Origin of the sequence: Burkholderia sp. Bp9090 (assembly GCF_003857985.1) — a bacterium.
GTDB lineage: Bacteria > Pseudomonadota > Gammaproteobacteria > Burkholderiales > Burkholderiaceae > Burkholderia.
On the sequence record NZ_QTPV01000001.1, the window covers coordinates 353,001 to 376,972 of the forward strand.

Consider the following 23,972-nt stretch of genomic DNA (forward strand, 5'->3'; position numbering starts at 1 on the left):
TCGTGAGTCGAATGGGCGGTTGGGGATCAGGCGAACAGCTTCGCCAGGGTCAGCAGCTTGCTGACCGTCAGATCGGGACTGCGGCGCAGGTTGCGGAACAGCGCCGCAAGGCTCGACGGCGTGAGCCGGGGCTTCGTGAAGCTGCGCGGCATCGTCGGGCCCCACTGCGCCATCGCTTCGCGGCTGACCGCGTGCACGCCCGTCGGCTCGTCGGCCGTGAACAGGTCGCCGTCGCAATAGTGTTCGTGCTTGTCGCCCCACGGGTCCTGCCAATAGTCGAAGATCTGGCTGCCGAGAATGTGCCGGCCGATGCCCCACGCGTGTGCCCACCCGTTGTCGTGCAGCATGCGCTGGCCCATGCCGACGGCATCGGCGTCGACCAGTTCGTACGCGCTGTGGCTATAAGTCGGCACGAACCCCTGGGCGAGCGCGAGCGTATGGTGGTCGGCCGGCCGGTCGCCGAGATCGAGCCGCATGAAGGCAACCGCGGGTGAGCCGTCCGGCAGCACCTGGACATCGCTGGGGATGAACCCGAAATGCCGCGTGTACCACGCGCAGGTTTCCTGGTAGTCGGCGAGCTCGAGCACGACGTGTCCGAGCCGAATGACCTCGGGCGCGCTCGCCGGCGGCCGCTGCGTTTCGTTGATCCGCAACGGCGTGTCGACCGAGTTGAATGAAAGCGCGGCACGGTGCGGCAACGTGTCGGCCCGGGTCTGGCCGGCAATCGCGTCGACCCGAAAACCCGACGGATCGGCGAGCCGCACCCGGAGGCCGCCGCCTGGCCAATCCGATGCCTCGATCTCCGACGCGCCAGGGATTTTGGCGAGCGCCTCGAGATCGGCACGACTGTCGACCTGCAATCCGAAGCCTACGAAGCGGGCCTTCGGCGCGTGGCGAACGACATAACAGAAGTGTGCGCTGCCGGTTCCGCGCAGCAGCAATTGCGTGTCATCCCGCAGCACCGTTCGGAGACCGAAATCGTTGAGAAAGTGCTCTGCTTCGTCGAGATCGGGGCGATCGAAGATCAGATAGGCGAGCGCCGATGCCTTCGTTGTGGGGTGCGGGTGGCGAGCCGGTTGTGTGGTGGTCAGTTTCATGGCGGATGACAATCAGGCAGGTCGAATGACAATCGCGAAGGCGGGCGCCGTCGCATCGAGGGGCTTGCCGCGCAACGGCGGGCATGCAATCTCACCGTCGCAGGACATCACTGGCCGGACCATGAATGTCGTGAGGTCGCTCGTCGATTTCGCATGGGAGCGGCGCGCCTCGCCGCCGGCGCCGTGACTGGCCGAAAAATGGCCCGATGCGGCGCCGACCGGCGTGAATCCTGCGATCAATACGCCGAGCATCGATGGCAGCCCGCACTTCGGCGACGCGTGCAAGCTGTTGTGAATGGACGCGCTGGCGCCCGTGTGCATGTGTGTCTCCACCGTATCTCCATTCGTCGTTCGATCGGTTCTCGAGGCCGTGTTCTGCCGCCCTTGATGACATTAAAATCATAGATGATGACTTTGTCAATGTAGACATTTGAATCTATACTTGGGCACGAACAAGGATCGAAAACGTCATGACGAATACACCGAGCCGCCGGACACCAAAGCGCTCCGCTGCGGAAGCATCCAGTCCCGCGGTCGCCGAAGAGCGCGAGCCGCGTGGCGCGCGCCGCAAGCGGGAGACCCGTGCCCGCCTGCTGGATGCCGCCCTCAGACTGATGGCCGAGAAGGGCATGGAAGGCGTTGCCATCAACGAAATCACCGAGGCCGCCGACGTCGGCTTCGGCTCGTTCTACAACCACTTCGAATCGAAGGAGGCGATCTACGCGACCCTCGTGGAATCGGTATTCGAGGAGTTCGCGGATTCGCTCGATCGCCTGGCCAGCGGCTTGTCCGACCCGGCGGAGATCATTTCCGTCTCGGTGCGACATACGCTGATGCGCGCGCGGCGCGAGCCGGTGTGGGGACACTTCCTGATACGCGAGGGCTTTTCGGCGCGCGTCCTGACGCTTGGCCTGGGTCAACGCCTGCTGCGGGACATGGAGCGCGGTATCGCCGAGAAGCGCTTCGTGGTCGCCGACCCATTCGTCGGCTTCCTTTCGGTTGGCGGTACGGTGCTGACCGCGATTGCCGCCGAACTCAACTTCGTCGCTCCGGGCGCACCGGCTGCCGGTGTCCTGAAGGAACTCGGATTCAACGGAGAGCATTTTCCGGAACGCACGGCGGCGACGCTGCTGCATACGCTGGGGCTCAAGCGTGCGGAAGCCGAGAAGATCGCGAGCCGGCCGCTGCCCGTTGTGGATGCGGCCGAGACGGCGCAGTGACGTAATGGGGTGACGCAGGCGGCGGCCAAGCCACCCCGAGCGCTCGTGCGGTACCCGTCAGCTGACGGGGGCGATGCGACGCCTGCGCTGTTCAGCCGGCGCTTGTCGAAGTGGAATAGCGCGCGGCGATGTCGTGGGCGTCATTTCGGACGCAACCCACGCGGGCGTCGCATGAAAGACCGGCTTCGCGACTATCCCGCGAATACCGACGACTACCTCACACGCAGTTTCTTGCAGTGCCGGACGGTGACTACCGACGAGCGTATCGCTGTCTTTGGAGCGTTTTCCCGGATCTCGCCGTGGCAAGTCGGCGTTTGCCGGTCGTGCGCCTGGCGCGCGCTCCATCTCGCATCAATCAGGACCTGCGAACCTGGCGACGATTGGCATCGCCGAATCGAGATGGCAACACGCTATACAGGCAAGGTCCTCGTCGTGCCGGACACCATGCACGTCGATCGCGCTCGGCCGGCGCGTTACCTGGATTGACGGCATACCGCGAAACTCGTCGCCGACGGCTGAGGCCCGGCGATCGTCATCGAGCATGACGCTTCGTGCCGGACCGAGCATTCCCGAAACGGTCAGATCGCGGGCTGCGCCTGGGCCTGCATCCGTGCCTGTCCGCGTTCGAGCAGTGATGCAACGGGCGTTTCAATCGGCGGCAATGCCGTTTCGACCAACTTTTCCGCCTCGAGGTGCCCGACGCCCAGTGCGCGCAGAATTGCTGCGACCACGGGCTCCGGAACGACGTTTTGCGGGCCTTCGTTGGTGATTCTGAGGATCGTCGCGAGTGCGGTTCCGGCGATCACGTCGAGTGCGGTTCCGACGCCGACATCGCTGAAACGTCCCAGCGCCAGCCCCTGTTCGATGTGGGGTGGCAGGAACACGTAAATCAGGCTGCTCGGCCCCGCCGAATGCAAGCCGGCCGCGCAAATGAAGCGCGCCAGCAGCGGATACGCGCGCGCGGCGTGCAGGAACATGCGCACACCGCACGCGATGCGCAGCGCCGGATCCCGATAGCCGTGGACTTCCGTTTCGATCAGGCGCAGCAACTCGTCGTTCAGCTCCTGCGTCACTGCCGCGAGCAGATCCTCGTTGGTGCGGAAGTACTTGTAGAACGTGCCCTGCGATACGTCCGCGGCCGCAATGACGTCCTGGATGACGCTTGCGCCGACGCCTTTTTCCGCGAACACCAGCATCGCACTTTCGATCAGCCGGGCACGCATGCGCTCGCGACGCTCTGCCGCGACACGGGTCCGATGGTCAACGGTCGTTTCATTCATGGCGGAATTATAAGGCGACGCAGCAGGCGCTCCGAGATGCTAGGTGAAAACGAGAATATTGTCATGATGACAACTATCTCATTATTAACGCCAAGCAAGTTCGATCAACCGTCTGGAGCGACCACGCCGTGAATGCCCCGTCCATGACTCACGCAATGATTCAACGTACCGTTCGGGTCGGTGCGCGGACCATTTCCTTTACCGAAGCAGGCGAGGGTCCGGTGGTGCTCATGCTCCACGGCGGCGGCCCCGGCGCTTCCGGCATGTCCAATTACGCCCGCAATGTCGGCGCGCTCGCATGCGTCCACCGGGTCGTCGTGCCCGACATGCCGGGCTACGGCAAATCGACGAAGGGGCTGGATCGCGGCGATCCGTTCGGCGACCTGGCGGCGAGCATGCTCGGCATGCTCGATGCGCTGCGCATCGAGCGCGCGCACGTCCTCGGCAACTCGCTCGGCGGGGCATGTGCGTTGCGCATGGCGATCGAGCGTCCGGCCGCGGTGGGGCGCCTCGTGCTGATGGGGCCCGGCGGCGTGGACACGACGCGCGCATTGCCCACGCCCGGCCTCAAACGTCTGCTGAACTATTACAAGGGCGAAGGCCCGACACTGCAAAAGCTCGCGGCGTTCATCCGGGGCGACCTCGTCTACGACGGCAGCCTGGTATCCGATGCGACGCTCCAGGAGCGCTTTCAGTCCAGCATCGATCCGGAGGTCGTCGCCAGCCCGCCGTTGCTCGGGCCCAAAGGCATTCCGAATTTCAGGAATCTCGATTTCACGCGCGATCCGCGCCTGGCCGCCGTACAGAATCCGACGCTCGTGCTGTGGGGAACGGAGGACAAGGTCAATCGACCAAGCGGCGCACGCTCGCTGCAGCGGCGCATGCCGAACTGCGACGTGCACCTGTTCAGCAAGACCGGCCACTGGGTGCAGTGGGAGCGCGCCGACGAATTCAACGCGATGGTCGTGGCGTTTCTGGCCGAGGACCGCGTTGACGCGCGCGTCGTCCGCCGCGTCTGATCCGGAGCGCGTCGCCATGCCTACCATCGCCAGTTCGCCGGCCGCGCCCGACAGCTTGTTCGGTCGCGTGCATCTCGGCTATTTGCTGATCCAGTCCGTCCGCCTGGACGCATGGAGCACATTCGTTACCGAGGGGCTCGGGCTGCATGCGGATCGTCCGCTACGCACGGTGCTCGCGTGTCGGATCGATGCGCACCAGCGCCGATTGATTATCCACGAGGGGCAAGCGGAAGACGTCACCGCGATCGGCTGGCAACTGGCCGATGACGCGGCGTTGCAGCTCGTGCTCGCGCGGCTGTCCGCGCTCGGCATCGATGTCCGGCAGGGCAGCGCGAATGAAGCCGCGCTGCGAGGCGTGCAGCGATTCTGGTACTTCACCGGACCGAAGCGGCTGCGCACCGAGCTGTTCACCGATGCGGTGCTGAGCGATTCGCCATTGCAGATGAAGGCGAGCGGATTCGTGACCGGCGCATCCGGCCTGGGGCACGTCGCGATCACCACGCGTCGGCCGGAAGCGATGCAGGCGTTCTGGAAGAAGGTGTTCGACGCACGCTTGTCGGACGAGATCGAGGACAAGATCGACGGCCTGAATCTCGACTTCGCGTTTCTTCGACTGAACGAGCGCCACCATTCGCTTGCAACCGCGTCGACGCGCGGCATCCGTATGAATCCGCTGCGCACGCAGATCCACCACCTGAATCTTCAGTGCGTATCGCTGGACGACGTGACTCAGGCCTACTTGCGATGCCGGTCGATGGGATACCCGATCGCCAATGCGATCGGCCAGCATCCGAACGACCGCGAGCTGTCGTTCTACGTTCGGACACCGTCGGGCTTCGAGATTGAACTGGGCTGGAACCCGATCGTGGTGGACGAGCGCGCGTGGCGCACGACGACCTACCAGGGGATCAGCCTGTGGGGCCATCGCCCGGAGAACCTGACTTTGCGCGGCCGGCTGGGCCGTGCCCGGCGCGCGTTCGCATCGCTGCTGCATCCGGAATTCATCATCCAGGGAGACCAAACATGAACGCAGTGCATCAGGACGATGCGTGCGACGTCGCGATCGTGGGGCTCGGACCGACCGGCCTCGTGCTTGCGCACCTGCTCGGCCAGGCTGGCCATCGCGTCGTGGTGCTCGAGCGCGAGCCGGTGTTTTACGGCAATGCCCGCGCTGTTTATACCGACGACGAATGCATGCGGATCTTCCAGCATCTGGCGGTAGCCGACGAATTGCAGGCACGGATGATGATGGAAACGCCGGTGCAGCTCGTGCGCCCCGACGGCACGCCGATCACGCAATACATGCCGCGCAAGCGGCCGCTCGGCTGGCCGATCATCAATTTCTTCTACCAGCCGTATCTCGAAACGACGCTGTCGGACACGCTGTCGCGCTATCCGAACGTCACGATCCGGCGCGGGCGCGAAGTCGTCGATTTCTCGCAGGACGCCGACGGCGTCGGCATCGTGCACCAGGCCACGCGTGAAGCGCGCTTCAGCGATGCGACGGATGCGCGCACGAGCATGAACAACGATCCCGACGTGCAGTCGTTGCGGGCGCGGTACATGGTCGGCGCGGACGGCGGGCGCAGCATCGTTCGCACGCGGCTCGGCATCGACATGGCCGGCAAGAGCTTTCCCGAGCCGTGGCTCGTCGTGGACATCGAGCGCAAGCCGGGTACCGACGCGCTGCGTCACCTGCCGTACTTCAATTTCGTCGTCGACCCGAAGCTGCCGGTCGTGAGCTGCGTTCAGCCCGACAAGTTCCACCGCTTCGAATTCATGCTGATGCCCGGTGAAACGAAAGAGAACATGGAACGGCCGGAGACGGTGCGCGCGTACCTGTCCCGGTTCGTCGATCCGGACCAGTTCGTCGTCAAGCGCAAGCTCGTCTATACGTTCAACGCGCTGATCGCGGCCAAATGGCGGGTCGGCCGCGTGCTGCTCGCGGGCGACGCGGCACACATGACGCCGCAGTTCATGGGGCAGGGGGCCAGTTCCGGCGTGCGCGATGCGTACAACCTCGGATGGAAGCTCGACCTCGTGCTGCGCGGCGCCGCCGGCGACGCACTGCTGGACACCTATCAGTCAGAGCGCCACGCGCACGCCAAGGCGATGATCGACGTGTCCGTGCTGCTCAAGAACGTCGTGTCCGTGCGCAATCCGCTGGGCACGCTCGTGCGCGACACCTCGCTCGCGGTCATCCGGATGATCCCTCCGCTCAAGCGCTGGTTCCAGGAGGGGGGCTTCAAGCCGGCGCCGGTCTATAAAAAGAACGCGTACGTCGGCTTGCCGCGGCGGCGCCGCAACGGCCCGGAGGGCGCGCTCGCCCCGCAACCCGACGTGCGCCGGTTCGACGGCGCGAGGCAACGGATGGACGACGTGCTCGGGCGCGGGTTTTCGCTCGTCGGCCTGAACGTCGATCCCGCACGGTATCTGGACGATGCGTCCGCCGAAGCGCTGCAGGCATTGTCGGTGCGGTACGTCACGCTCTATCCGTACGGCGGCCGCCCTCAAGGGCTCGAGGGCGTCGAACGCGACAACCGCCACGGCGGCACGACCGAGGTCGAGGACATCGACGGCAACATGATCGCGTGGTTCGCGAAGGCCGGGTTTCGCGACAAGGCCGTGGCGATCCTGCGGCCGGACCGGTTCGTATTCGCCGTCGTGCCCGTGACCGAACTCGATCGCACCGTGGCGCGCCTGCGCGACCAGCTCGGTGTGCCGAATACCCTCAGCGGCACCCGTGCAGCCACGCCGGCCGAGGCATCGTCGCTCGCCAGGGCCGCCTGAATTCCGACTCTCTCGTTCCATCAATCATGTCTCCATTGCCCGATCACTCCCGTATTCACGCCGCCGCCGACGCGTTGCGCAATGCGCGCACGACGCGCATCCCGATCGAACCGATTGCCGAGCGGTTCGGCATTGCCGGGGTCGCTGCCGCGTATGCGGTGGCCGAAACGAACACGGCGGCGCGGATCGCCGCCGGCGCGCGCATCGTCGGCAGGAAAATCGGCTTGACGTCGCGCGCGGTGCAGCGGCAACTCGGTGTCGATCAGCCCGACTTCGGCGTGCTGTTCGACGACATGGCGCATCTCGACGGCGACGATGTGCCGATGAATCGTCTGCTGCAACCGAAGATCGAGGCCGAGATCGCATTCGTCGTCGGGCGCGATCTCGACGACGACGCGCCGAGCTATGGCCGCGTACTGTCATCGCTGGCCTATGCGCTGCCGGCGCTCGAGATCGTCGACAGCGCAATCGCCGACTGGCGGATCACGCTCGAGGACACCGTCGCCGACAATGCGTCGTGCGGCGCATACGTGCTCGGTCATCAGCCGGTGGCACTCGGCCGGCTTTCGCTCGGCGAACTGGGAATGACGATGACGAAACAGGATGCAGTGGTATCGACGGGCGTCGGCGCCGCCTGTCTCGGCCATCCGTTGCGCGCGGTTTACTGGCTCGCCTGCACGATCGCGCGTCACGGACAGAGGCTGCGCGAGGGCGACGTGATCCTGTCCGGAGCGCTCGGCCCGATGGTGGCGGTGGCGAGCGGGGACGTCATTCGCGCGCAGATCGGCGCGCTCGGCAGCGTGCATTGCCGCCTGGGCGAAGGAGCGTCGCGATGAGCAGGAAACTCAAGGTCGGTATCGTCGGCAGCGGCAACATCGGCACGGATCTGATGATCAAGATCCTGCGGCACGGCGAACACGTCGAGATGGGCGCGATGGTCGGCATCGACGCGGCGTCGGACGGGCTGCGGCGTGCGGCCCGGATGGGTGTCGCCACGACGCACGAAGGCGTCGAAGGGCTTGCGCGGATGCCGGGCTTCGGCGACATCGACATCGTGTTCGACGCGACGTCGGCGTCGGCCCACGCGCACAACGATGCGTTCCTGCGTGCGCTCAAGCCCGGCCTCCGCATGGTCGACCTGACGCCGGCGGCGATCGGCCCGTACTGCGTACCGGTGGTGAACGGCGAGCGCCATCTGGATGCGCCCAACGTCAACATGGTGACGTGCGGAGGACAGGCGACGATCCCGATGATCGCGGCGGTGTCGCAGGTCGCCAACGTTCGCTACGGCGAGATCGTCGCATCGATCTCGAGCAGGAGCGCAGGGCCGGGTACCCGCGCCAATATCGACGAATTCACCGAAACGACGGCGCGCGCGATCGAAACGGTCGGTGGCGCCGCGAGAGGCAAGGCCATCATCGTACTCAATCCGGCCGAGCCGCCGCTCATGATGCGCGATACGGTGTACGCCCTCAGCGATTTCGCCGACGAAGCACGCATAGAAGCCTCCGTCGCGCGAATGGTGGAAGCGGTGCAGTCGTACGTGCCGGGCTATCGCCTGAAACAGCGCGTGCAGTTCGATCGCATCGAATCCGATCGGCCGATCCGCATTCCGGGCGTCGGCGAACGCATGTCGGGCCTCAAGACTTCGATCTTCCTCGAAGTCGAGGGGGCCGCCCACTACCTGCCTGCCTACGCCGGCAACCTCGACATCATGACGAGCGCAGCCATGGCGATGGCCGAACGGGTCGCCGCCCGCATGCTGCGCGACGCAACGTGAGTTTCCCGACCATGGACAAGAAGATTTACATCTCCGACGTGACATTGCGCGACGGCAGCCACGCGATTCGCCACCAGTACAGCATCGCGCAGGCGCGGCAAATCGCCATGGCGCTCGACGCTGCGCGGGTCGATTCGATCGAGGTCGCGCATGGCGACGGCCTGCAGGGCGGCAGCTTCAACTACGGTTTCGGCGCACATACGGATGTCGAATGGATCGAAGCGGTCGCCGGTGCCGTCACCCACGCGAAGGTCGCCACGCTCCTGCTGCCCGGTATCGGCACCGTGCACGATCTGCGCGCCGCGTACGACGCGGGCGCGCGCATCGTGCGGGTCGCCACGCATTGCACGGAAGCCGACATTTCCCGCCAACACATCGAATCCGCGCGTGAGCTCGGCATGGAGGCCGTGGGCTTCCTGATGATGAGTCACATGCACACGCCCGTCGGGCTCGCCGAGCAGGCGAAGCAGATGGAAAGCTATGGCGCGACGTGCTGCTACGTCGTGGATTCCGGCGGCGCGATGAACATGAACGACGTGCGCGATCGCGTCCGCGCGTTCAAGGACGTGCTGAAACCGGAAACGGAGGTGGGCATTCACGCGCATCACAACCTGAGTCTCGGTGTGGCGAACTCGATCGTCGCCGTCGAGGAGGGCTGCGATCGCGTCGACGCGAGCCTGGCGGGGATGGGGGCCGGGGCGGGGAACGCGCCGCTCGAGGTATTCATCGCGGCGGCCGAGCGCCTTGGTTGGCGTCACGGTACGGATCTGTACCGGCTGATGGATGCGGCGGACGAAATCGTTCGGCCGCTGCAGGATCGCCCGGTGCGCGTCGACCGCGAAACGCTCGCGCTCGGTTATGCCGGGGTGTACTCCAGCTTCCTGCGCCATGCCGAACTGGCCGCCCGAAAGTATGGCCTCGGCACGGTCGATATCCTCGTCGAGCTGGGGCGACGCGGCATGGTGGGTGGGCAGGAAGACATGATCGTCGATGTTGCGCTGGATCTGTCGAACGCACGGGCCGCATCCGGGCATGCGACCTAGCGACCGACTCGTTTTGCGCGAAGACGCGCCTGAATAATATTTTGTCATCCATATCAATGTTTCGCGCCGGAGCAGATCGTGCACCGAATCGACGTCCATCATCATTTCGTTCCGCCGGCCTATCGCGACGCAATGTCCAGGCATGGCATACAGAAGGTCGCCGGCGCGGCGTTGCCGGAATGGCATGCGCAAGCGTCGCTCGACGTGATGAACGTGAACGGGATTCAGGCGGCACTGCTGTCGATCTCGGCGCCGGGCGTGTATTTCGGCGACGTCGAAGAGGCACGCACGCTCGCTCGTCAATGTAACGAATATTCGGCGCAGCTCTGCGATGCGCATCCCGGCCGCTTCGGTTCGTTCGCGGTTCTGCCGATGCCGTTTACCGAACTGGCCTGCGCGGAAGCCGTTCATGCGCTCGACGTGCTGAAGGCGGACGGCGTCGTGCTGCTCGGCAGTACGGAAGGAAAGTTTCTCGGCGCGCCGGAATTCGACGAACTGATGGCCGAACTCGATCGCAGGCAGGCCGTCGTGTTCGTGCATCCGAACCTGCATCGGACAAGCGAGGCGCTCGGGCTGGGTGCGCCGGGATTCCTGATCGAATTCCTGTGCGACACGACGCGCGCGGCGGTCAATCTGCTGCTGACGGGGACGCTGGCGCGTTACCCGAACATTCGCTGGATTCTCGCGCATGCGGGCGGATTCCTGCCTTACGTCGCGTGGCGCGTGTCGCTGGCCAACCTGATGCCGGAATACCTTGCTGCGGTACCGGACGGCGTGCTCACGACCATTCGTCGATTCCACTTCGACACGGCATTGTCGCCAGCCGCGTATCCGCAGGCCGCATTGCGCGAACTGGTCGAGCCGACGCAGATCCTCTTCGGCAGCGATTTCCCGTTCGCGCCGGCACCGGTCACCGCCATGCAGCGCGACACGCTCGAACGATCACCCGTTTGGGATACCGACGCGCGCGCCGGCATCGAGCGCGGCAACGCATTGCGCCTGTTCCCGCGTTTTGCCGGCGGCGCGGAGCGTGTCGCCGGTACGCCCTCGCCCGAGGACGGCCCGCTGGCGTCGCTCAGGCGTGCGGCTGCCGGCGCGGGCGTCCGGTTGATCGACCGGCTCAGAGACCGCTGAATCCCGTTTCGTCCGGAACCCTGGACGCGCATGCCGGGCGGATGACCTCCGTCCGGCGGCGACGCATGCCGCCGTTCCCCGGCGGCGCCATCCTGCACATCACAACAATCGGAGACACCATGAAGCATACGAGCGCGGCAATTCTTCTGTCGATCGCGGCGATGTCGTGCGCCCGCGCACAATCGGCCGGTCAGTGGGTCATGAACGCCGGATGGCTGCACATGGCGCCGCAGGATTCGAGCGAGCCGCTGACGGTCAACGCGCTCGGGCGCTCGGGCACCGTACCGGGCAGCGGCGCGAGCGTGGCCGATACCGATACGTTCGCGCTGACGGCGACCTATTTCGTCACGGATCACGTCGCAGTCGAGACGATCCTGGGCATTCCGCCGAAATTGCATCTGAGCGGCACGGGCTCCCTGTCGTCGCTCGGCGAACTGGGGACGGCCCGCGCATGGAGCCCGGCGATTCTCGCGCAATATCATTTCGGCGAACCGTCGGCCCGCTTTCGGCCATACGTCGGTGCGGGTCTCACCTATGTATGGTTCAGGGACGTACAGCTGAGCAACAAGGTCGCGAGCGGCGCATTCCTGTATTCGCCGACGCTCGGCAATCGCCTGGAGGGCCCCACGTCGGTGGCGCTGAGCCATTCCTTTGCGCCGATCGTCAACGCCGGGCTCACGTACAACATCGATCCGCACTGGTCGGTCGGCGTGTCGGTCGCCTACGTGTGGCTGTCGACGAAAGCCGACCTGAGTACGCGATCCGCGGTCGGAACCGTGACCAGTTCGACGCGGATCAAGATCGATCCGATCACGACTTTCGTGTCGGTCGGGTATCGGTTCTGAACGGGATCAAGCGGCTGGCGCCCATTCGACAGCCAGCCTGTGTGGAAGGCCGGCGTCCGCCATTGTGCGGATACTCGTTCGGGACGGCCGGATTGATGGACCGGGCGGTCACCCGAACGGCGCGCATCACGGTGTCTTGCGTCGGCTCGTCGTAACGTGCGTATTACGCACCGGCACGCATCAGCGCAGCGCCGAGCACTGCCGCCCATTCGGCCGACGATGGTATGCGCTCCGACGCGTCTGCCGTATCGCTCGCCGCAGCCGGCGGCGCCGGCTCGGCGTGCAGCCGGTCGACGATCTGCCGGATCCCGGCATCGCGCAGCGCGTACAGGTGCACCTCGACCCACAGCGGGAAACATTCCCAGCCGGCGGCGATGTCCGCGGAGCCGGCGGTGCGGGAGCCACGGTGCTCATGCGCTGCCGGCCGCATTTTCGCCAGTAATTTCGGGCGGTCGCGACGCAGGATTTCGATCAACAGCTCGCGCTTGTGCCCGAAGTTCGCATAGAACGCGCCGCGCGTGTAACCCGCGCGCTCGACGATATGCTCGACGGTCGTATCGGCGAAGCCCTTCGCGATGAAGCATTCGCGAGCGGCGGCGACGAGCCGCTCGCGAGTGTCGAGCCGGCGTTGCATGCGGGTCAGGCGGGCGGGTTTCATCCTGTGCTGTCCGTGCGGTGGAAATGGCTGAAGCGGAGCAATATCGCGCCGCGGGAAATGTCGCGTCGTCACGGCGCCGATTCAATCGTCGAGCGCGTCCGGCGCGCCGCGATCGACAGCGGGGCGTGCGATCGGGCGCCCGGGTGCGCCCGCGCGGCAATCTGCCGGTGGCGCGGCGTGCGCAGCCGCCGCGCGAATGCCCGCGGCGATCCCGAGCGCGAGCGCATCGAGCGCGCGACGCTGCGCGTCGACGAGTGCTTCGTAGCCCGTCGACGCACCGGACCGCACGATGCTGCGGCACGTCAGTGCCGGCTGTCCGGACCCGGAACTCACACTCCACGTTGCATCGAGCAGCACGTGCGATGCCGGCCAGGATTCGATTCGCTGGACGTCCACCGCGACCCGGTAGACGGGCGCGCCGTCCGGGTGGGCGACGCGATGAACATCGATCGTGCCGAGCCGGGACGCGACGCGCGTCGACAGTCCGCCGCGCATCTCGTCGCCGAGCGGCGCGGCCCAGCGCTCCTGCTCCAGGATGTCGGTCCGATCGGGTCCGCGTTGCACGACGAGCCGGTTGCCGTCCGCAGGCGCCGCGACGTGCACGGCCTGGATGTCGATCAGCCAGGCGGGATGCGATGCGGTGGCCTCAACACCCGCATCGTCTGTCACCGCGAGGGTATGAAAATGCACCGGTGGCGACGCGCACGCGCTCAGCACCGCGAGTGCGACGCACGTCGCGATGCGCGCCGGCATACGGAGATGACCAAACGAACGCGCTTTCATTGGCGGTCCCCCTTCTTGCCGAACAGCAGCGATTCGGGATGACGTTCCAGATAGTCCGCAAGCGCATTCAACGACTGCAGCGTTTGCGTGAGCGACTGCATCGCCTCATGAACGTCCGACTGCATCGGCGAATTCTGCCCCAACGTCGACTCTGCCGCGCTGAACGTGCGTTGCGCGGCGGCCAGCGTGTCGCGCGCCTGCGGCACGACCTGCTCATCGAGGTGACCGAACAACTGGTTCGCATGCGCGAGCGCGCCGTTCAGATTGTTGCCGATCCGGTCGAACGGCACCTGATCGAGCTTGCGCGCGATGTCGGCGATCTGCACCTGCAGTTCGTCGAGCGTGTTGGGCACGGTCGGCAGTTCCACCGGCGTGCGGCGCGCGTCGACGCTCGCGTGCGGCGCCTTCGGGAACATGTCGAGCGCCACATAGAGCTGACCGGTCAGCAGGCTGCCGGTACGCAACTGCCCGCGCAGCCCCTGGAGCACCAGGTGCTGGAGCAGTTCGTGGCCGCCGGCCGTATCGGGCGCGGGCAGCGCCGTATCGCTGTGTCGGCTCAGTCGCGACGGATACAGCGCCATCGCGACCTTCATGCTGAAGTTGCGCGTGTGTTCGTTGTACTCGATCCCGATGTTCGTGACCTGACCGAGCACGATGCCCCGCAGATCGACCGGCGCGCCGACCGACAGCCCGCGCAGCGACTGGTCGAAGCGCATGACGACCATCAGCGGCGTGCCGTCGGGGTCGCGCATCGCGTCGGCTTCGTCGGGGGCGAGCCGGAACGGCGTGTTGTCGGCTGCCTGCGGCGCGTCCGCTTGTCCGGGCGGCGACTGAAACGCGAGACCGCCGACGATCACGGTCGCCAGCGACTGCGTGTTGAGTTTCAGGCCGCTCGAATCGAGCCGAAGATCCACGCCGCTCGCGTGCCACCAGCGCGTATTGACGCTGACGTACTTGTCGTAGGGCGCTTTCACGAACGCCTGAACGTCGACGCCCGTACCGTCCTTGTCGAGCGAGAATCCCACGACCTGACCGACCTGCACATGCCGGTAGAACACCGGCGAGCCGATGTCGACCGAGCCCAGCGAGTCGCCGTGCAGCAGAAAGCGTCGGCCCTGCTGGTCCGCGGTGACGGCGGGCGGCGTCTCGAGACCGGTGAAATCGGTCTGCTTCTGCGACGAGCGGCCGAGATCCGCGCCGATGAATGCGCCGGAGAGGAGCGTGCCGAGGCCGGAAATGCCGGTGGCACCGACGCGCGGTCGAACGACCCAGAAGCGCGTGTCGCGGTTCGCGAAGCGCGCGGCCTCGTGCGTCAGCTGAATGCCGACGACCACGCGCTTGAAGTCGGGCGTGAGCGTGATGGTCTGGACGGTGCCGATGTCGACGTCCTTGTAGCGGACCTTGGTCTTGCCGGCTTCGAGGCCCTCGGCGTTGGCGAACGTGACCGTGATCGTCGGACCGTTGGCGGTGACGGTCCGGATCACGAGCGACAGCCCGATCAGCGCGCACACGAGCGGCACGATCCAGACGAGAGACGGGATCCAGCGGCTGCGCGGCCGGATCTCGGGTGGCGAAAAATCGAAAGAAGACATCGTTTTGGAATTCGAAATAAAGCGGGCGCTTGCGCCGGTTCAAGGTTGGTGATGGGCGGCGGCGGGGCGGGGCGCGCCGTCCCAGATGAGCCGCGGATCGAACTGCATCGACGCGCACATGGTCAGCACGACCACGGCGCCGAACGCGAGCGCGCCGGGGCCGGGCGTAATGTCGGCGAACGAGCCGAAATGCACGAGCGCGATCGTGAGCGCCACGACGAATACGTCGAGCATCGACCAGCGGCCCACGCGCTCGACCAGCCGATGCAGCCGGGCTCGTTCGAGCGGCCGCCATCGCACGCCGCGATGGGCGGCGATCGCCTGGAATGCGAGGGCCGCAAGCTTGAGCATCGGCACGAGCACACTCGCGATGAACACGATGACGGCGAGTGCCCAGTCGCCGGACGTCCAGAAGTACGCGACACCGCCGAGGATCGTGTCGTCCTCGGCCCGGCCGAGCGAGGTCGCGTGCATGACGGGCAACAGGTTCGCCGGGATATAGAGCAACGCAGCGGCAGCGACGAGCGCGCCCGTGCGCGCGATGCTGTGCGGACGGCGCGCGTGCAGCGGCGATCCGCAGCGCGTGCAGCGCTCGCCGCATGTGTGAGCCGGCTGCACGCGCGCGCAGAGGTGACAGGCGATCCATCCCGCGGCGCGGGCCGTCATGCCCGCCGATCCGCTGCTTTCCGCGGCCCGGGGCGCCGCATGTCGCGTCGTGTCGGGGCGGGGCGGTTTCGCACGCTCGGCATCGCCTGGCCGCAGTGCGACGAGTTCGTCGTGCGCTTCCCACAGTCGGGCCGGTTCGATCGTCGACAGCACGCAGAGCATCACGGTAAGCCCGGCGAACGCGAATAGCGCGGGCCCGGCAAGCACGTGTGCGAGGCTCGTCAGTTTGACGATCGTGATGAGCACGCCGAGCATCAGCACCTCGACCATGCTCCACGGCCGCAATCGGTGAATGCCGCGCAGCACTTGCGCGAAGTGGCGCGGTACGCGGCCCGCGCGCAACGGCGCGAGCAGGTACAGCCACGCGGCGAGCTCCAGTATCGGAAACAGCATCGTCGTGCAGAACACGAGCGCGGCCACCAGCGGCTGACCGTTCGACCATAGCGCGCGAACCGCGTCACCGAGCGTCGCATGCGACGCGATGCCGGCCGCATCGAGCGCGACGATCGGAAAGGCCTGCGCGACGCAACACGTCACCAGCGCGGCGACCGTCAATGCGCACAGCCGGTCGAGCGAGCGGCGGCCGTGCGCCGTACCGCTCACGCGAGCGTGGCATCTCGGGCAGTGCGCCGTGAGCGCGCGCAGGCGCGGCGGACGCTGAATCAGCAGGTCGCATTCGTGGCAGGCGACCAGGTTGTCGGATTTCATCGGGAATCAACCATGCGGGTAATGAAGGCCCGGCGCCGCGCGATGCACGTTACGCCGGGCATCGGGCTTCGAGACTGCGGACCGGTGCGGCTCGAAGGCGCGCAGCCGGTCCATCGACGCAAGCAGCGGCTATTGCCGGGCCGCGACCGTCGTGCCGGTGGCGGGCGGCAGTTCGCCCATTGCCTGCAGCAGCGCCGCGGTATCGGTCATCCGGCGGCTCGCGGCACGCACCGCATCGAGTTCCGCGTTCAGATAGAGCTGTTCGCTCGACCGTTGCGCGGACATCGGAACGGCACCCAATGTGCGGCGTTGCGCCGTTTCGTGGAAAGCCTCGCCTGCCGCGCGCGCCGCGAGTTCGTTCGCGGCCAGTCCTTGCGCGTCGTTGTCCAGCGCGGCGAGCGAATCGGCGACGTCGCCGAATGCGGACAGCACCGCCGCCTTGTACTGCAGCACCGCGGCGTCGTATGCATCGCGCGACGCCCGCCGGTGTGCCAGCAACGCACCGCCGTGGAAGATCGGCTGCGACAGCCCGGCGCCGACGGCCCACAGCCCGCCCGCGCCCGACAACAGCGCTGGCCAGCTGAAGCCGCCGCGCCCCATCGTCGCGGTGAGCGACAGGCTCGGGAACAACTGGGCGGTCGCCTCGCCGACGTCCGCCGATGCCGCCTTCACGGCTGCCGCGGCCGCGCGGATGTCCGGCCGTGCCTTCAGCAGGTCGGACGGCACGACCACGGGCACGTGTTCCGGCAGCGACAGTCCAGTGTAGGAGGGGACCGGCGGTGGCGCGTCGGGCGTGCGGCCCAGCAGGATCGCCAGCGAGTGAACCGCGCTCGCACGCTGCTGGCGCAGCGGCGGCAGCGTCGCGGCGAGCGACGCCGCGCCCTGCGTCGACGCCAGCGACTGCACGTGGGACACCGCGCCGAGCGCGTAACGTTGCTGGTCTTCGACTGCGGATGCCTCGGCAACGGCGACCAGGCGCTCCGTCAGCAGGATCTGGCGGTCGAGCGTCGCGGCGCGGATGGCGGTGCCGACGATGTTGGCCGCCAGCGCACGCCTTGCCGCTTCGAGTTCGCAACCGCGCACGTCGACGCGCGCGGCGCTCGCCTCGTTCGCATATCGCGTGGCGCCGAACAGGTCGAAGGTGTAATGCGCCTGCAGTTGCCCGACGAAGACGTTGTAGCGCAGGCTTTGCGCGCCCGCGCCGGAGATGTCGGGCGTGCGCGTGCGGGCCACCTGTGCGTTCGCGTCGATCGACGGCAGCGTCGACGCCCCGATCTGCGCGCGCAGCTCCTCCTGCGCGGCGGCGAGCGTCTTTTCCGCCGCGGCCAGAGTCGGGTTCGCGCGCAGGCCTTCGTCGACCAGCGCGTCGAGCGCGCTGGACCGGTACAGGCGCCACCATTGCGGCACGGGCGCGGCGCCGACGTCGAACTGCTGCGCGACGCCTGCCGCTTCGGCGGTGCGCGGCGCCTGAGGCGTCGCGCCGTAGTGCGCCGGCGACGGCATCGCGGGCGGCGTGCTGCTCGGGGCCATTGCACAGCCGCTCAGGCAGAGCGCCGCGCTCGCGGCGAGCACCGATGTGGTAAGGGGAAATTTCATCAGCATGTCTCCGAGGACGCGACGTCCATCGCGTGCGACTCGCGTTCGTCGCTGCGCACCTTGAAGCAGGTCGCGTAGAGGGCCGGCAGGAAGAAGATGGTCAGCACCGTCGCGATCGTGATGCCGCCCATCAGCGCGGTGGCCATCGGGCCGAAGAAGCCGGAACGCAACAGCGGAATCAGCGCGAGCACGGCGGCCGCGGCGGTCAGCATGATCGGCCGGAAGCGGCGCACGGTCGCGCCCACGATCGCGGTGAAGCGTGGCTGCCCGGCCGCGATGTCCTGGTCGATCTGGTCGACCAGGATCACCGAGTTGCGCATGATGATCCCGAACATCGCGATCACGCCGAGCAGCGCGACGAAGCCGAACGGCTTGCCGAACAGCAGCAGCGCCGCGACCACGCCGATCAGGCCGAGCGGGGCCGTCAGCACGACGATGAAGGTGCGCGAGAAGCGCTTGAGCTGGATCATCAGCAGCGTCAGCACCGCGATGATCATGAGCGGCATCTGCGCGTTGATCGACGTCTGGCCCTTCATGCTCTCCTCGGCTGCACCGCCGACCTCGATCCGGTAACCGGTCGGCAGCGTGGCGCGCAGCGTCGCCAGGGTGCCGTCGATGGCGCGCGTCACGCCGATGCTCGGCGCTTCGCCACGAACGTCGGCCTGCACCGTGACGGTCGGCTGGCGGTCGCGTTCCCAGATCACGCCGTATTCGAGCGTGTCGCGCACGTGGCCGATCGTGCCGAGCGGCACGGGGCCGTGCGGCGTCGGGATCGCCAGGCCGGCGAGCTGCGACGGGTCGATCCGTTCGCGCTTCGGCGCACGCAGGTCGACGTCGATCAGCTTGTCGCGTTCGCGATACTGGGTGACCGTATAGCCGGACAGCGTCATCGCGAGGAAACTCGACACGTCTTCCGACGTCACGCCGAGCTGGCGTGCCTTCAGTTGATCGATTTCGAACGACACCGATCGCTCCGCCGGCTCGTCCCAGTCGAACTGCACGTTGCGCGTGCGGGCATCGGCGCGCATCTTGTCCGCCACTTTTTCGGCAATGCCGCGAACGGTCGCGATGTCGTCGCCGCTCACGCGGAACTTGATCGGAAAGCCGACGGGCGGCCCGTTCTCGAGGCGCGCGACGCGCGTGCGCACGGTCGGGAAGCGGCTTGCCAGCGTCGACTCGAGCCAATGCGACAAGCGGTCGCGCGATTCGACGTCCTTGGCCGTGATCACGAACTGCGCGAAGTTCGGCTGCTGGAGCTGCTGGTCGAGCGGCAGGTAGAAGCGCGGCGCACCGGTGCCGACGAAATCGACGACGTGATCGATTTCGGGCCGACCGTCGAGCACCTTCTCGAGCCGCGTGGCCTCACGCAGTGTCGCGTCGAACGAAGCGCCTTCCGGCAGGCGCAGGTCGACCAGCAGCTCGGGGCGCTCCGAGTTCGGGAAAAATTGCTGTGGCACGCGCGTGAATGCCGCCATCGCGATCGCGAACAGCACGGCCGTTACACCCAGCACCACCCAGCGGCGCTCGATGCACGCCGAGATCCATCCGGACAGCCGCCGGTAAAAGCCCGTTTCATAAACGTCCTGCCCATGTGCATGAGCGTCGTGATGCTGCTGCTCGGGCAGCATGTGGTAGCCGAGCAGCGGCACCAGCACGACGGCCGCGAACCACGACACGATCAGCGAGATCGCGGACACCTCGAAGATCGACCGCGTGTATTCGCCGGTGCTCGATTTCGCGAGCGCGATCGGCAGGAAGCCGGATACCGTGACGAGCGTGCCGGTCAGCATCGGGAACGCCGTGCTCGTGTAGGCGAAGGCCGCCGCGCGGGCGCGGCTCCAACCCTGCTCGAGCTTCACCGCCATCATTTCGACGGCGATGATCGCATCGTCCACCAGCAGCCCCAGCGCGAGCACCAGCGTGCCGAGCGACACCTTGTCGAGGCCGATGCCGAACACGTGCATGCACAGTGCCGTCACGGCGAGCACGATCGGAATCGTGATGACGACGACCATGCCGGTGCGCAGGCCCAGCGACACGAGGCTGACGACGAGCACGATCGCGACGGCTTCGCCGACCGCTTCGACGAAGTCGTCCACCGAGTGCTTGACGGCATGCGGCATGCTCGACACCGCGGCCAGCTTCAGTCCGGCCGGCAAGCCGGCCCGGAGCTCGGCTGCCTTCGCGTCGAGCGCCTTGCCGAGGTCGATCACGTCACCGCCTTTTTGCATCGTGACGCCGATGCCGAGCACCGCGTGACCGTTCGTACGCATCTGCGTGACGGGCGGATCGTCGTAGCCGCGCGTGACCTTCGCGACGTCGCCGAGCCGGAACGTCCGGCCGTTCACCGTGATCAGCATGTCGGCGAGCGCCTGCGTGTCCTTGAACGCGCCGCTCGGCCGCACGAACACGCGGTCGTCCGATGTCGTGATCGTGCCGACCGGTGCGACGGCGTTTTGCGCGTCGATGGCCTGCGCGAGCTGCTGCGGCGTGATCGCGAGCCGCGTCAGTTGCGCGTTCGAGATCTCGACGAATACGTGCTGGGCGGGGTCGCCGAAGTAGTCGACTTTCGCGACACCCGGCACGCGCAACAGCACGGTGCGCAGCTTGTCCGCGTAATCGTGCAGTTGCGCGGGCGAGTAGCCGTCGCCTTCGAGCGCATAGATGTTGGTATAGACGTCGCCGAATTCGTCGTTGAAGAACGGGCCGACAGTGCCCTTCGGCAGCGTCGCCCGGATGTCGCCGACCTTCTTGCGCACCTGATACCAGGTTTCCGGCACCTGGTCGACCGGCGCCGAATCCTTCATCGCAAAGAAGATCATCGACTCGCCGGGGCGCGAATAGCTCTTGATGTTATCGACGTAAGGCGCGGCCTGGAGCTGGCGGCCGATCCGGTCCGTGACCTGTTCCTGCACTTCGCGCGCCGTGGCGCCCGGCCAATAGGTCTGGATCACCATGGTTCGGAACGTGAACGGCGGATCCTCCGATTGCGCGAGGCGCGTATAGCCGATCATGCCGAAGATCGTCGCGAGGCCGATCAGGAAGATCACCAGTTGCTGATGCTTCAGCGCCCATGCCGACAGATTGAAACCGCCGTCGTCGCGCGACGCGGCACCGCTTTGTGCGCCGAGCGCACCGTCCATCGAGGACCGGTGTTCTGGACCGTTCATGATGCGAAGTCCTCCGCATGCAGCGGCGGCACCACGCGCACGTGCTGGCCGGTACTCACAGTATGGACGCCTTGCATCACGACGCGCTCGTTTTCCGCGAGGCCGGACGTGACCGTGACCGTACGCTCGTCGTAGCGTCCGACCGTTACCGGGCGCAGTTCCAGCGTGTCGCTGCCTTTGCGAATGACCCAGACCGCCGGCGCTTCGCCGCGATGGAAGAGTGCGGTGGCCGGCAGCGTGATCGCGTGGTCCACGGCGGTGTCGGCGGCGCCGTCGAACGAGATGCTGGCAGTCATCCCGGAGCGGACGTCCGGCCCCGGCGCGACCAGCGTCAGCTTCACGCGCCAGGTGCGGCTTTGCGGATCAGCGGCCGCCGCGACTTCGCGCACGCGTGCGTCGAGCACCTTGCCCGGCAGCGCCGTCAGGCTGACGTGCGCGGTGCGGCCGACCGCGAGATCGCGCAGATCGCGCAGATCGCGCTCCGCGACGTCGCAGACGATGTCGAGGTCGCCGCTCCAGTCCAGATGAAACACCGCCTGGCCGGGCTCGACGTTCTGCCCGGTATCGGCATCCTCCGACGTGATGACGCCGTCGTGATCCGCGACCAGCGTCGCGTAGCGCAGGTGATCGCCCGCGAGCGCCATTTGCGCGAGCGCGGAATCGCGTTGCGCGACCGCCGATGCATACGCGTCCTGCGTTGTCTCGAGCTGAGCGGGCGCGATCAGGTTGGCCTGGGCCTGGGCGCGGTCGCGATCCAGTTGCTGCTTCGCATAGGCGAGGCGATGCTCGGCGGCATCGAGCTGCGCGCGCGCGTTCAGCAACGTGTTGTGAAGATCGGCCGGATCGAGCATCGCGAGGGTCTGGCCGGCCTTGACGGTGTCGCCGATTCGCACGCGCCGCTCGACGATCTTGCCGCCGACCCGGAACGACAGCGGCGTCGAATATCGCGCCTGAACCTGCGCGGGCAGCACGCGCTGCACGGCGCCATTGTCCGCATGAACCGGCAGCGCGACCACCGGTTGCAGTTCGGGCGCCGGGGCCTCGTGCGAGTGGCAAGCCGCGAGAAGAATCGCACAGCAGGCGAATGCGATCGGGGCGCGCCGAAGCGGTGGCGCGATGCGTGTCAGAAACGGGCGCGTTGAAGTCCGCGCGTCAAGTCCGGGTGATTTCACGATGTTTCCAAGACAAGTGAGGGTCAAACTAAAAATGATTCGGCGACCACGGCAGGTCACCCCGGTTTATGCAGGCGCGCGCGGGCGTCTCCGCCGACGGTGCGCATGACGATCAATCAGTACTCCGATGTTCGAGGTGCAGATCGTTCCGATTGCCGACATGACACGGCTTGCGCACGACGATGGCCGCCGAGTGTGCCGACAGGGCCGCCTGCGCGTCACCGACGCTCGCTGGCGTGGGTCCGGAACAGTGTCCGGACAGGAACCGGTTCTGCTATTTTCGAGATTAGACTCATAACTGATAATGTTGTCAAGTATGAGCGAGTCATCTAGAATTGCGTCATGCAGAAAATTCTTATGGAAAGGGAAGGTGCGCTCGTGGACGACAAACCGGTCCGGCCGCGTCGCCCGAATGCGTCAGTGGCCGAAGCGGAACAGCGTCAACCGCGCGGCGCCCGGCGCAAGGAGGCGACACGTATGCGCTTGCTGCGGGCGGCGTTCGGCCTGATGGCGGAAAAGGGCAGGGACAACGTCGCGATCAGCGAGATCACCGAGGCGGCGGATGTGGGGTTCGGCTCGTTTTACTACCACTTCGAATCGAAGGACGGCATCTTCGCCGCGCTGACCGAGTGGGTGTTCGACGATTTCGCGGACGGCCTCGAGCGTCTTGCGAGCGGTTTGTCGGATCCGGCCGAGGTCGTGTCGGTTTGCGTGCGTCACACGCTGATGCGCGCGCGCCGCGAGCGGCTCTGGGGGCGGTTCCTGATGCGGGAGGGCTTTTCCGCGCGTGCGCTCGACCACGGGCTAGGCCGGCACTTGCGGCGGGACAGCGAGCGCGGAATCGCGGCACGCCGCTTCGTCGTCGGCGATCCGTTCATGAGCGTGCTCGCGATGACGGGGACGATCCTGGCGGCGATCGCGGCGGAGTGCTACGCGGCCGACACGGCTGAGGGCGAAGCGAGGAAGCCGGCGGGAGACGAAGGCCGGCTCCCCGAGCGGGCCGCGGCGATGGTGTTGCAGACGCTAGGCCTGACGCGCGCCGAAGCAAAGGACGTGGCGAACCGACCATTGCCGCCCGGCGAATTCACCGCTGCGGAGAGCTGTTGACGGTTGGTTGCCGTCGACGCGGGGCTGGCTCGTCGAGCCGGGCAACGAAGGCGGTGCCACTGTCATGTCCGGTGGCGAGCGTACTGCCAGACTCGAATTGCTCCGCGGTTGCGGGATGTCACTGCAACAGTGTTGGGCGCCTCGGCACGCCGTAGGAAAAAAGGAGGGTTTGACCGTCGAGCGCGTCGATGCCCTCAACTTAATTTTACATAACGTGAATTATCGATATGACTGGTTGTAGTAGCTTTTTAGAAATGTCGTGTTCTGGCTACTTAGAAATGTCGTGTTTTGACCTCGGTATGCTGGCCGGTT

At 66.6% G+C, this 23,972-nt stretch carries 21 protein-coding genes; 11 read left to right on the forward strand and 10 right to left on the reverse strand.

Annotated features, from left to right (window positions below):
• Positions 1-26: 26 nt before the first annotated feature.
• Entirely contained in the window at positions 27-1,097 is a 1,071-nt protein-coding gene (locus tag DIE16_RS01555; RefSeq protein WP_124519455.1) for a 2,4,5-trihydroxytoluene oxygenase, read from the reverse strand.
• Positions 1,098-1,109: 12 nt separating this feature from the next.
• The gene (locus DIE16_RS01560) at positions 1,110-1,418 is read right to left on the reverse strand and encodes a hypothetical protein (RefSeq protein ID WP_124519552.1); all 309 of its coding nucleotides are present in this window, start codon (positions 1,416-1,418) and stop codon (positions 1,110-1,112) included.
• Positions 1,419-1,567: 149 nt separating this feature from the next.
• On the opposite strand from DIE16_RS01560, the gene DIE16_RS01565 reads away from it, so the two are divergent.
• Complete coding sequence (locus DIE16_RS01565; RefSeq protein WP_124519550.1) at positions 1,568-2,317, forward strand: TetR/AcrR family transcriptional regulator; 750 nt, start codon at positions 1,568-1,570, stop codon at positions 2,315-2,317.
• 171 nt (positions 2,318-2,488) lie between these two features.
• A complete protein-coding gene (locus DIE16_RS36965; protein WP_260426893.1) occupies positions 2,489-2,803 on the forward strand; it encodes a hypothetical protein in 315 nt (104 codons plus the stop codon).
• Positions 2,804-2,895: 92 nt separating this feature from the next.
• Here the strand turns inward: DIE16_RS36965 and DIE16_RS01575 are convergent, their stop codons facing one another.
• A complete protein-coding gene (locus DIE16_RS01575; RefSeq protein ID WP_124519548.1) occupies positions 2,896-3,597 on the reverse strand; it encodes a TetR/AcrR family transcriptional regulator in 702 nt (233 codons plus the stop codon).
• A gap of 155 nt (positions 3,598-3,752) precedes the next feature.
• Here DIE16_RS01575 and DIE16_RS01580 point away from each other — a divergent pair, with 155 nt between their 5' ends.
• The 8 genes from DIE16_RS01580 to DIE16_RS01615 all read left to right on the forward strand — a co-directional run bounded on the left by DIE16_RS01580 (position 3,753) and on the right by DIE16_RS01615 (position 12,208).
• Positions 3,753-4,616 carry an alpha/beta fold hydrolase gene (locus DIE16_RS01580; protein WP_124484816.1) on the forward strand — a complete coding sequence of 288 codons (864 nt, stop codon included), beginning with the start codon at positions 3,753-3,755 and terminating at the stop codon, positions 4,614-4,616.
• A complete protein-coding gene (locus DIE16_RS01585; protein WP_260426894.1) occupies positions 4,588-5,643 on the forward strand; it encodes a VOC family protein in 1,056 nt (351 codons plus the stop codon). Before DIE16_RS01580 ends, DIE16_RS01585 begins: the two co-directional genes overlap by 29 nt.
• Positions 5,640-7,406, forward strand: coding sequence for a bifunctional 3-(3-hydroxy-phenyl)propionate/3-hydroxycinnamic acid hydroxylase (locus DIE16_RS01590; protein ID WP_124519545.1), 1,767 nt, complete (start codon positions 5,640-5,642; stop codon positions 7,404-7,406). Before DIE16_RS01585 ends, DIE16_RS01590 begins: the two co-directional genes overlap by 4 nt.
• 26 nt (positions 7,407-7,432) lie before the next feature.
• Complete coding sequence (locus DIE16_RS01595) at positions 7,433-8,242, forward strand: 2-keto-4-pentenoate hydratase (protein WP_124519543.1); 810 nt, start codon at positions 7,433-7,435, stop codon at positions 8,240-8,242.
• Positions 8,239-9,186: an acetaldehyde dehydrogenase (acetylating) gene (locus tag DIE16_RS01600; protein WP_124519542.1), complete on the forward strand. Its 948-nt coding sequence runs from the start codon at positions 8,239-8,241 to the stop codon at positions 9,184-9,186. Before DIE16_RS01595 ends, DIE16_RS01600 begins: the two co-directional genes overlap by 4 nt.
• A gap of 11 nt (positions 9,187-9,197) precedes the next feature.
• The gene (gene dmpG / locus DIE16_RS01605) at positions 9,198-10,229 is read left to right on the forward strand and encodes a 4-hydroxy-2-oxovalerate aldolase (protein ID WP_124519448.1); all 1,032 of its coding nucleotides are present in this window, start codon (positions 9,198-9,200) and stop codon (positions 10,227-10,229) included.
• A gap of 78 nt (positions 10,230-10,307) precedes the next feature.
• Positions 10,308-11,363: an amidohydrolase family protein gene (locus tag DIE16_RS01610; protein WP_124484812.1), complete on the forward strand. Its 1,056-nt coding sequence runs from the start codon at positions 10,308-10,310 to the stop codon at positions 11,361-11,363.
• A 119-nt stretch (positions 11,364-11,482) separates the two neighbouring features.
• A complete protein-coding gene (locus DIE16_RS01615; protein ID WP_124519540.1) occupies positions 11,483-12,208 on the forward strand; it encodes an OmpW family protein in 726 nt (241 codons plus the stop codon).
• Positions 12,209-12,371: 163 nt separating this feature from the next.
• Here the strand turns inward: DIE16_RS01615 and DIE16_RS01620 are convergent, their stop codons facing one another.
• The 7 genes from DIE16_RS01620 to DIE16_RS01650 all read right to left on the reverse strand — a co-directional run bounded on the left by DIE16_RS01620 (position 12,372) and on the right by DIE16_RS01650 (position 22,553).
• A complete protein-coding gene (locus tag DIE16_RS01620; protein ID WP_124519538.1) occupies positions 12,372-12,866 on the reverse strand; it encodes a TetR/AcrR family transcriptional regulator in 495 nt (164 codons plus the stop codon).
• A gap of 81 nt (positions 12,867-12,947) precedes the next feature.
• Positions 12,948-13,619, reverse strand: a complete 672-nt coding sequence (locus DIE16_RS01625) for a membrane integrity-associated transporter subunit PqiC (protein WP_260426895.1) — start codon at positions 13,617-13,619, stop codon at positions 12,948-12,950.
• A 26-nt stretch (positions 13,620-13,645) separates the two neighbouring features.
• The gene (locus DIE16_RS01630; protein WP_124519534.1) at positions 13,646-15,241 is read right to left on the reverse strand and encodes an intermembrane transport protein PqiB; all 1,596 of its coding nucleotides are present in this window, start codon (positions 15,239-15,241) and stop codon (positions 13,646-13,648) included.
• A 39-nt stretch (positions 15,242-15,280) separates the two neighbouring features.
• Positions 15,281-16,615, reverse strand: a complete 1,335-nt coding sequence (locus DIE16_RS01635; RefSeq protein WP_124519442.1) for a paraquat-inducible protein A — start codon at positions 16,613-16,615, stop codon at positions 15,281-15,283.
• 129 nt (positions 16,616-16,744) lie between these two features.
• Positions 16,745-18,211, reverse strand: coding sequence for an efflux transporter outer membrane subunit (locus DIE16_RS01640; protein ID WP_185500286.1), 1,467 nt, complete (start codon positions 18,209-18,211; stop codon positions 16,745-16,747).
• Positions 18,211-21,381 carry an efflux RND transporter permease subunit gene (locus DIE16_RS01645; protein WP_124519531.1) on the reverse strand — a complete coding sequence of 1,057 codons (3,171 nt, stop codon included), beginning with the start codon at positions 21,379-21,381 and terminating at the stop codon, positions 18,211-18,213. Before DIE16_RS01645 ends, DIE16_RS01640 begins: the two co-directional genes overlap by 1 nt.
• Complete coding sequence (locus DIE16_RS01650) at positions 21,378-22,553, reverse strand: efflux RND transporter periplasmic adaptor subunit (protein WP_124519897.1); 1,176 nt, start codon at positions 22,551-22,553, stop codon at positions 21,378-21,380. Before DIE16_RS01650 ends, DIE16_RS01645 begins: the two co-directional genes overlap by 4 nt.
• Positions 22,554-22,895: 342 nt before the next feature.
• Here DIE16_RS01650 and DIE16_RS01655 point away from each other — a divergent pair, with 342 nt between their 5' ends.
• Positions 22,896-23,660, forward strand: coding sequence for a TetR/AcrR family transcriptional regulator (locus DIE16_RS01655; RefSeq protein ID WP_409333432.1), 765 nt, complete (start codon positions 22,896-22,898; stop codon positions 23,658-23,660).
• The last annotated feature ends 312 nt before the right edge of the window (positions 23,661-23,972 follow it).

Coding starts and splice junctions, on each gene's coding strand:
- DIE16_RS01630 (WP_124519534.1), bottom strand. CDS start 15,241: ATGTCTTCTTTCGATTTTTCGCCACCCGAGATCCGGCCGCGCAGCCGC.
- DIE16_RS01565 (WP_124519550.1), top strand. CDS start 1,568: ATGACGAATACACCGAGCCGCCGGACACCAAAGCGCTCCGCTGCGGAA.
- DIE16_RS01555 (WP_124519455.1), bottom strand. CDS start 1,097: ATGAAACTGACCACCACACAACCGGCTCGCCACCCGCACCCCACAACG.
- DIE16_RS01655 (WP_409333432.1), top strand. CDS start 22,896: ATGCAGAAAATTCTTATGGAAAGGGAAGGTGCGCTCGTGGACGACAAA.
- DIE16_RS01635 (WP_124519442.1), bottom strand. CDS start 16,615: ATGAAATCCGACAACCTGGTCGCCTGCCACGAATGCGACCTGCTGATT.
- DIE16_RS01575 (WP_124519548.1), bottom strand. CDS start 3,597: ATGAATGAAACGACCGTTGACCATCGGACCCGTGTCGCGGCAGAGCGT.
- DIE16_RS36965 (WP_260426893.1), top strand. CDS start 2,489: ATGAAAGACCGGCTTCGCGACTATCCCGCGAATACCGACGACTACCTC.
- DIE16_RS01625 (WP_260426895.1), bottom strand. CDS start 13,619: ATGCCGGCGCGCATCGCGACGTGCGTCGCACTCGCGGTGCTGAGCGCG.
- DIE16_RS01560 (WP_124519552.1), bottom strand. CDS start 1,418: ATGCACACGGGCGCCAGCGCGTCCATTCACAACAGCTTGCACGCGTCG.
- DIE16_RS01620 (WP_124519538.1), bottom strand. CDS start 12,866: ATGAAACCCGCCCGCCTGACCCGCATGCAACGCCGGCTCGACACTCGC.
- DIE16_RS01580 (WP_124484816.1), top strand. CDS start 3,753: ATGATTCAACGTACCGTTCGGGTCGGTGCGCGGACCATTTCCTTTACC.
- DIE16_RS01645 (WP_124519531.1), bottom strand. CDS start 21,381: ATGAACGGTCCAGAACACCGGTCCTCGATGGACGGTGCGCTCGGCGCA.
- DIE16_RS01640 (WP_185500286.1), bottom strand. CDS start 18,211: ATGAAATTTCCCCTTACCACATCGGTGCTCGCCGCGAGCGCGGCGCTC.
- DIE16_RS01600 (WP_124519542.1), top strand. CDS start 8,239: ATGAGCAGGAAACTCAAGGTCGGTATCGTCGGCAGCGGCAACATCGGC.
- dmpG (WP_124519448.1), top strand. CDS start 9,198: ATGGACAAGAAGATTTACATCTCCGACGTGACATTGCGCGACGGCAGC.
- DIE16_RS01615 (WP_124519540.1), top strand. CDS start 11,483: ATGAAGCATACGAGCGCGGCAATTCTTCTGTCGATCGCGGCGATGTCG.
- DIE16_RS01590 (WP_124519545.1), top strand. CDS start 5,640: ATGAACGCAGTGCATCAGGACGATGCGTGCGACGTCGCGATCGTGGGG.
- DIE16_RS01595 (WP_124519543.1), top strand. CDS start 7,433: ATGTCTCCATTGCCCGATCACTCCCGTATTCACGCCGCCGCCGACGCG.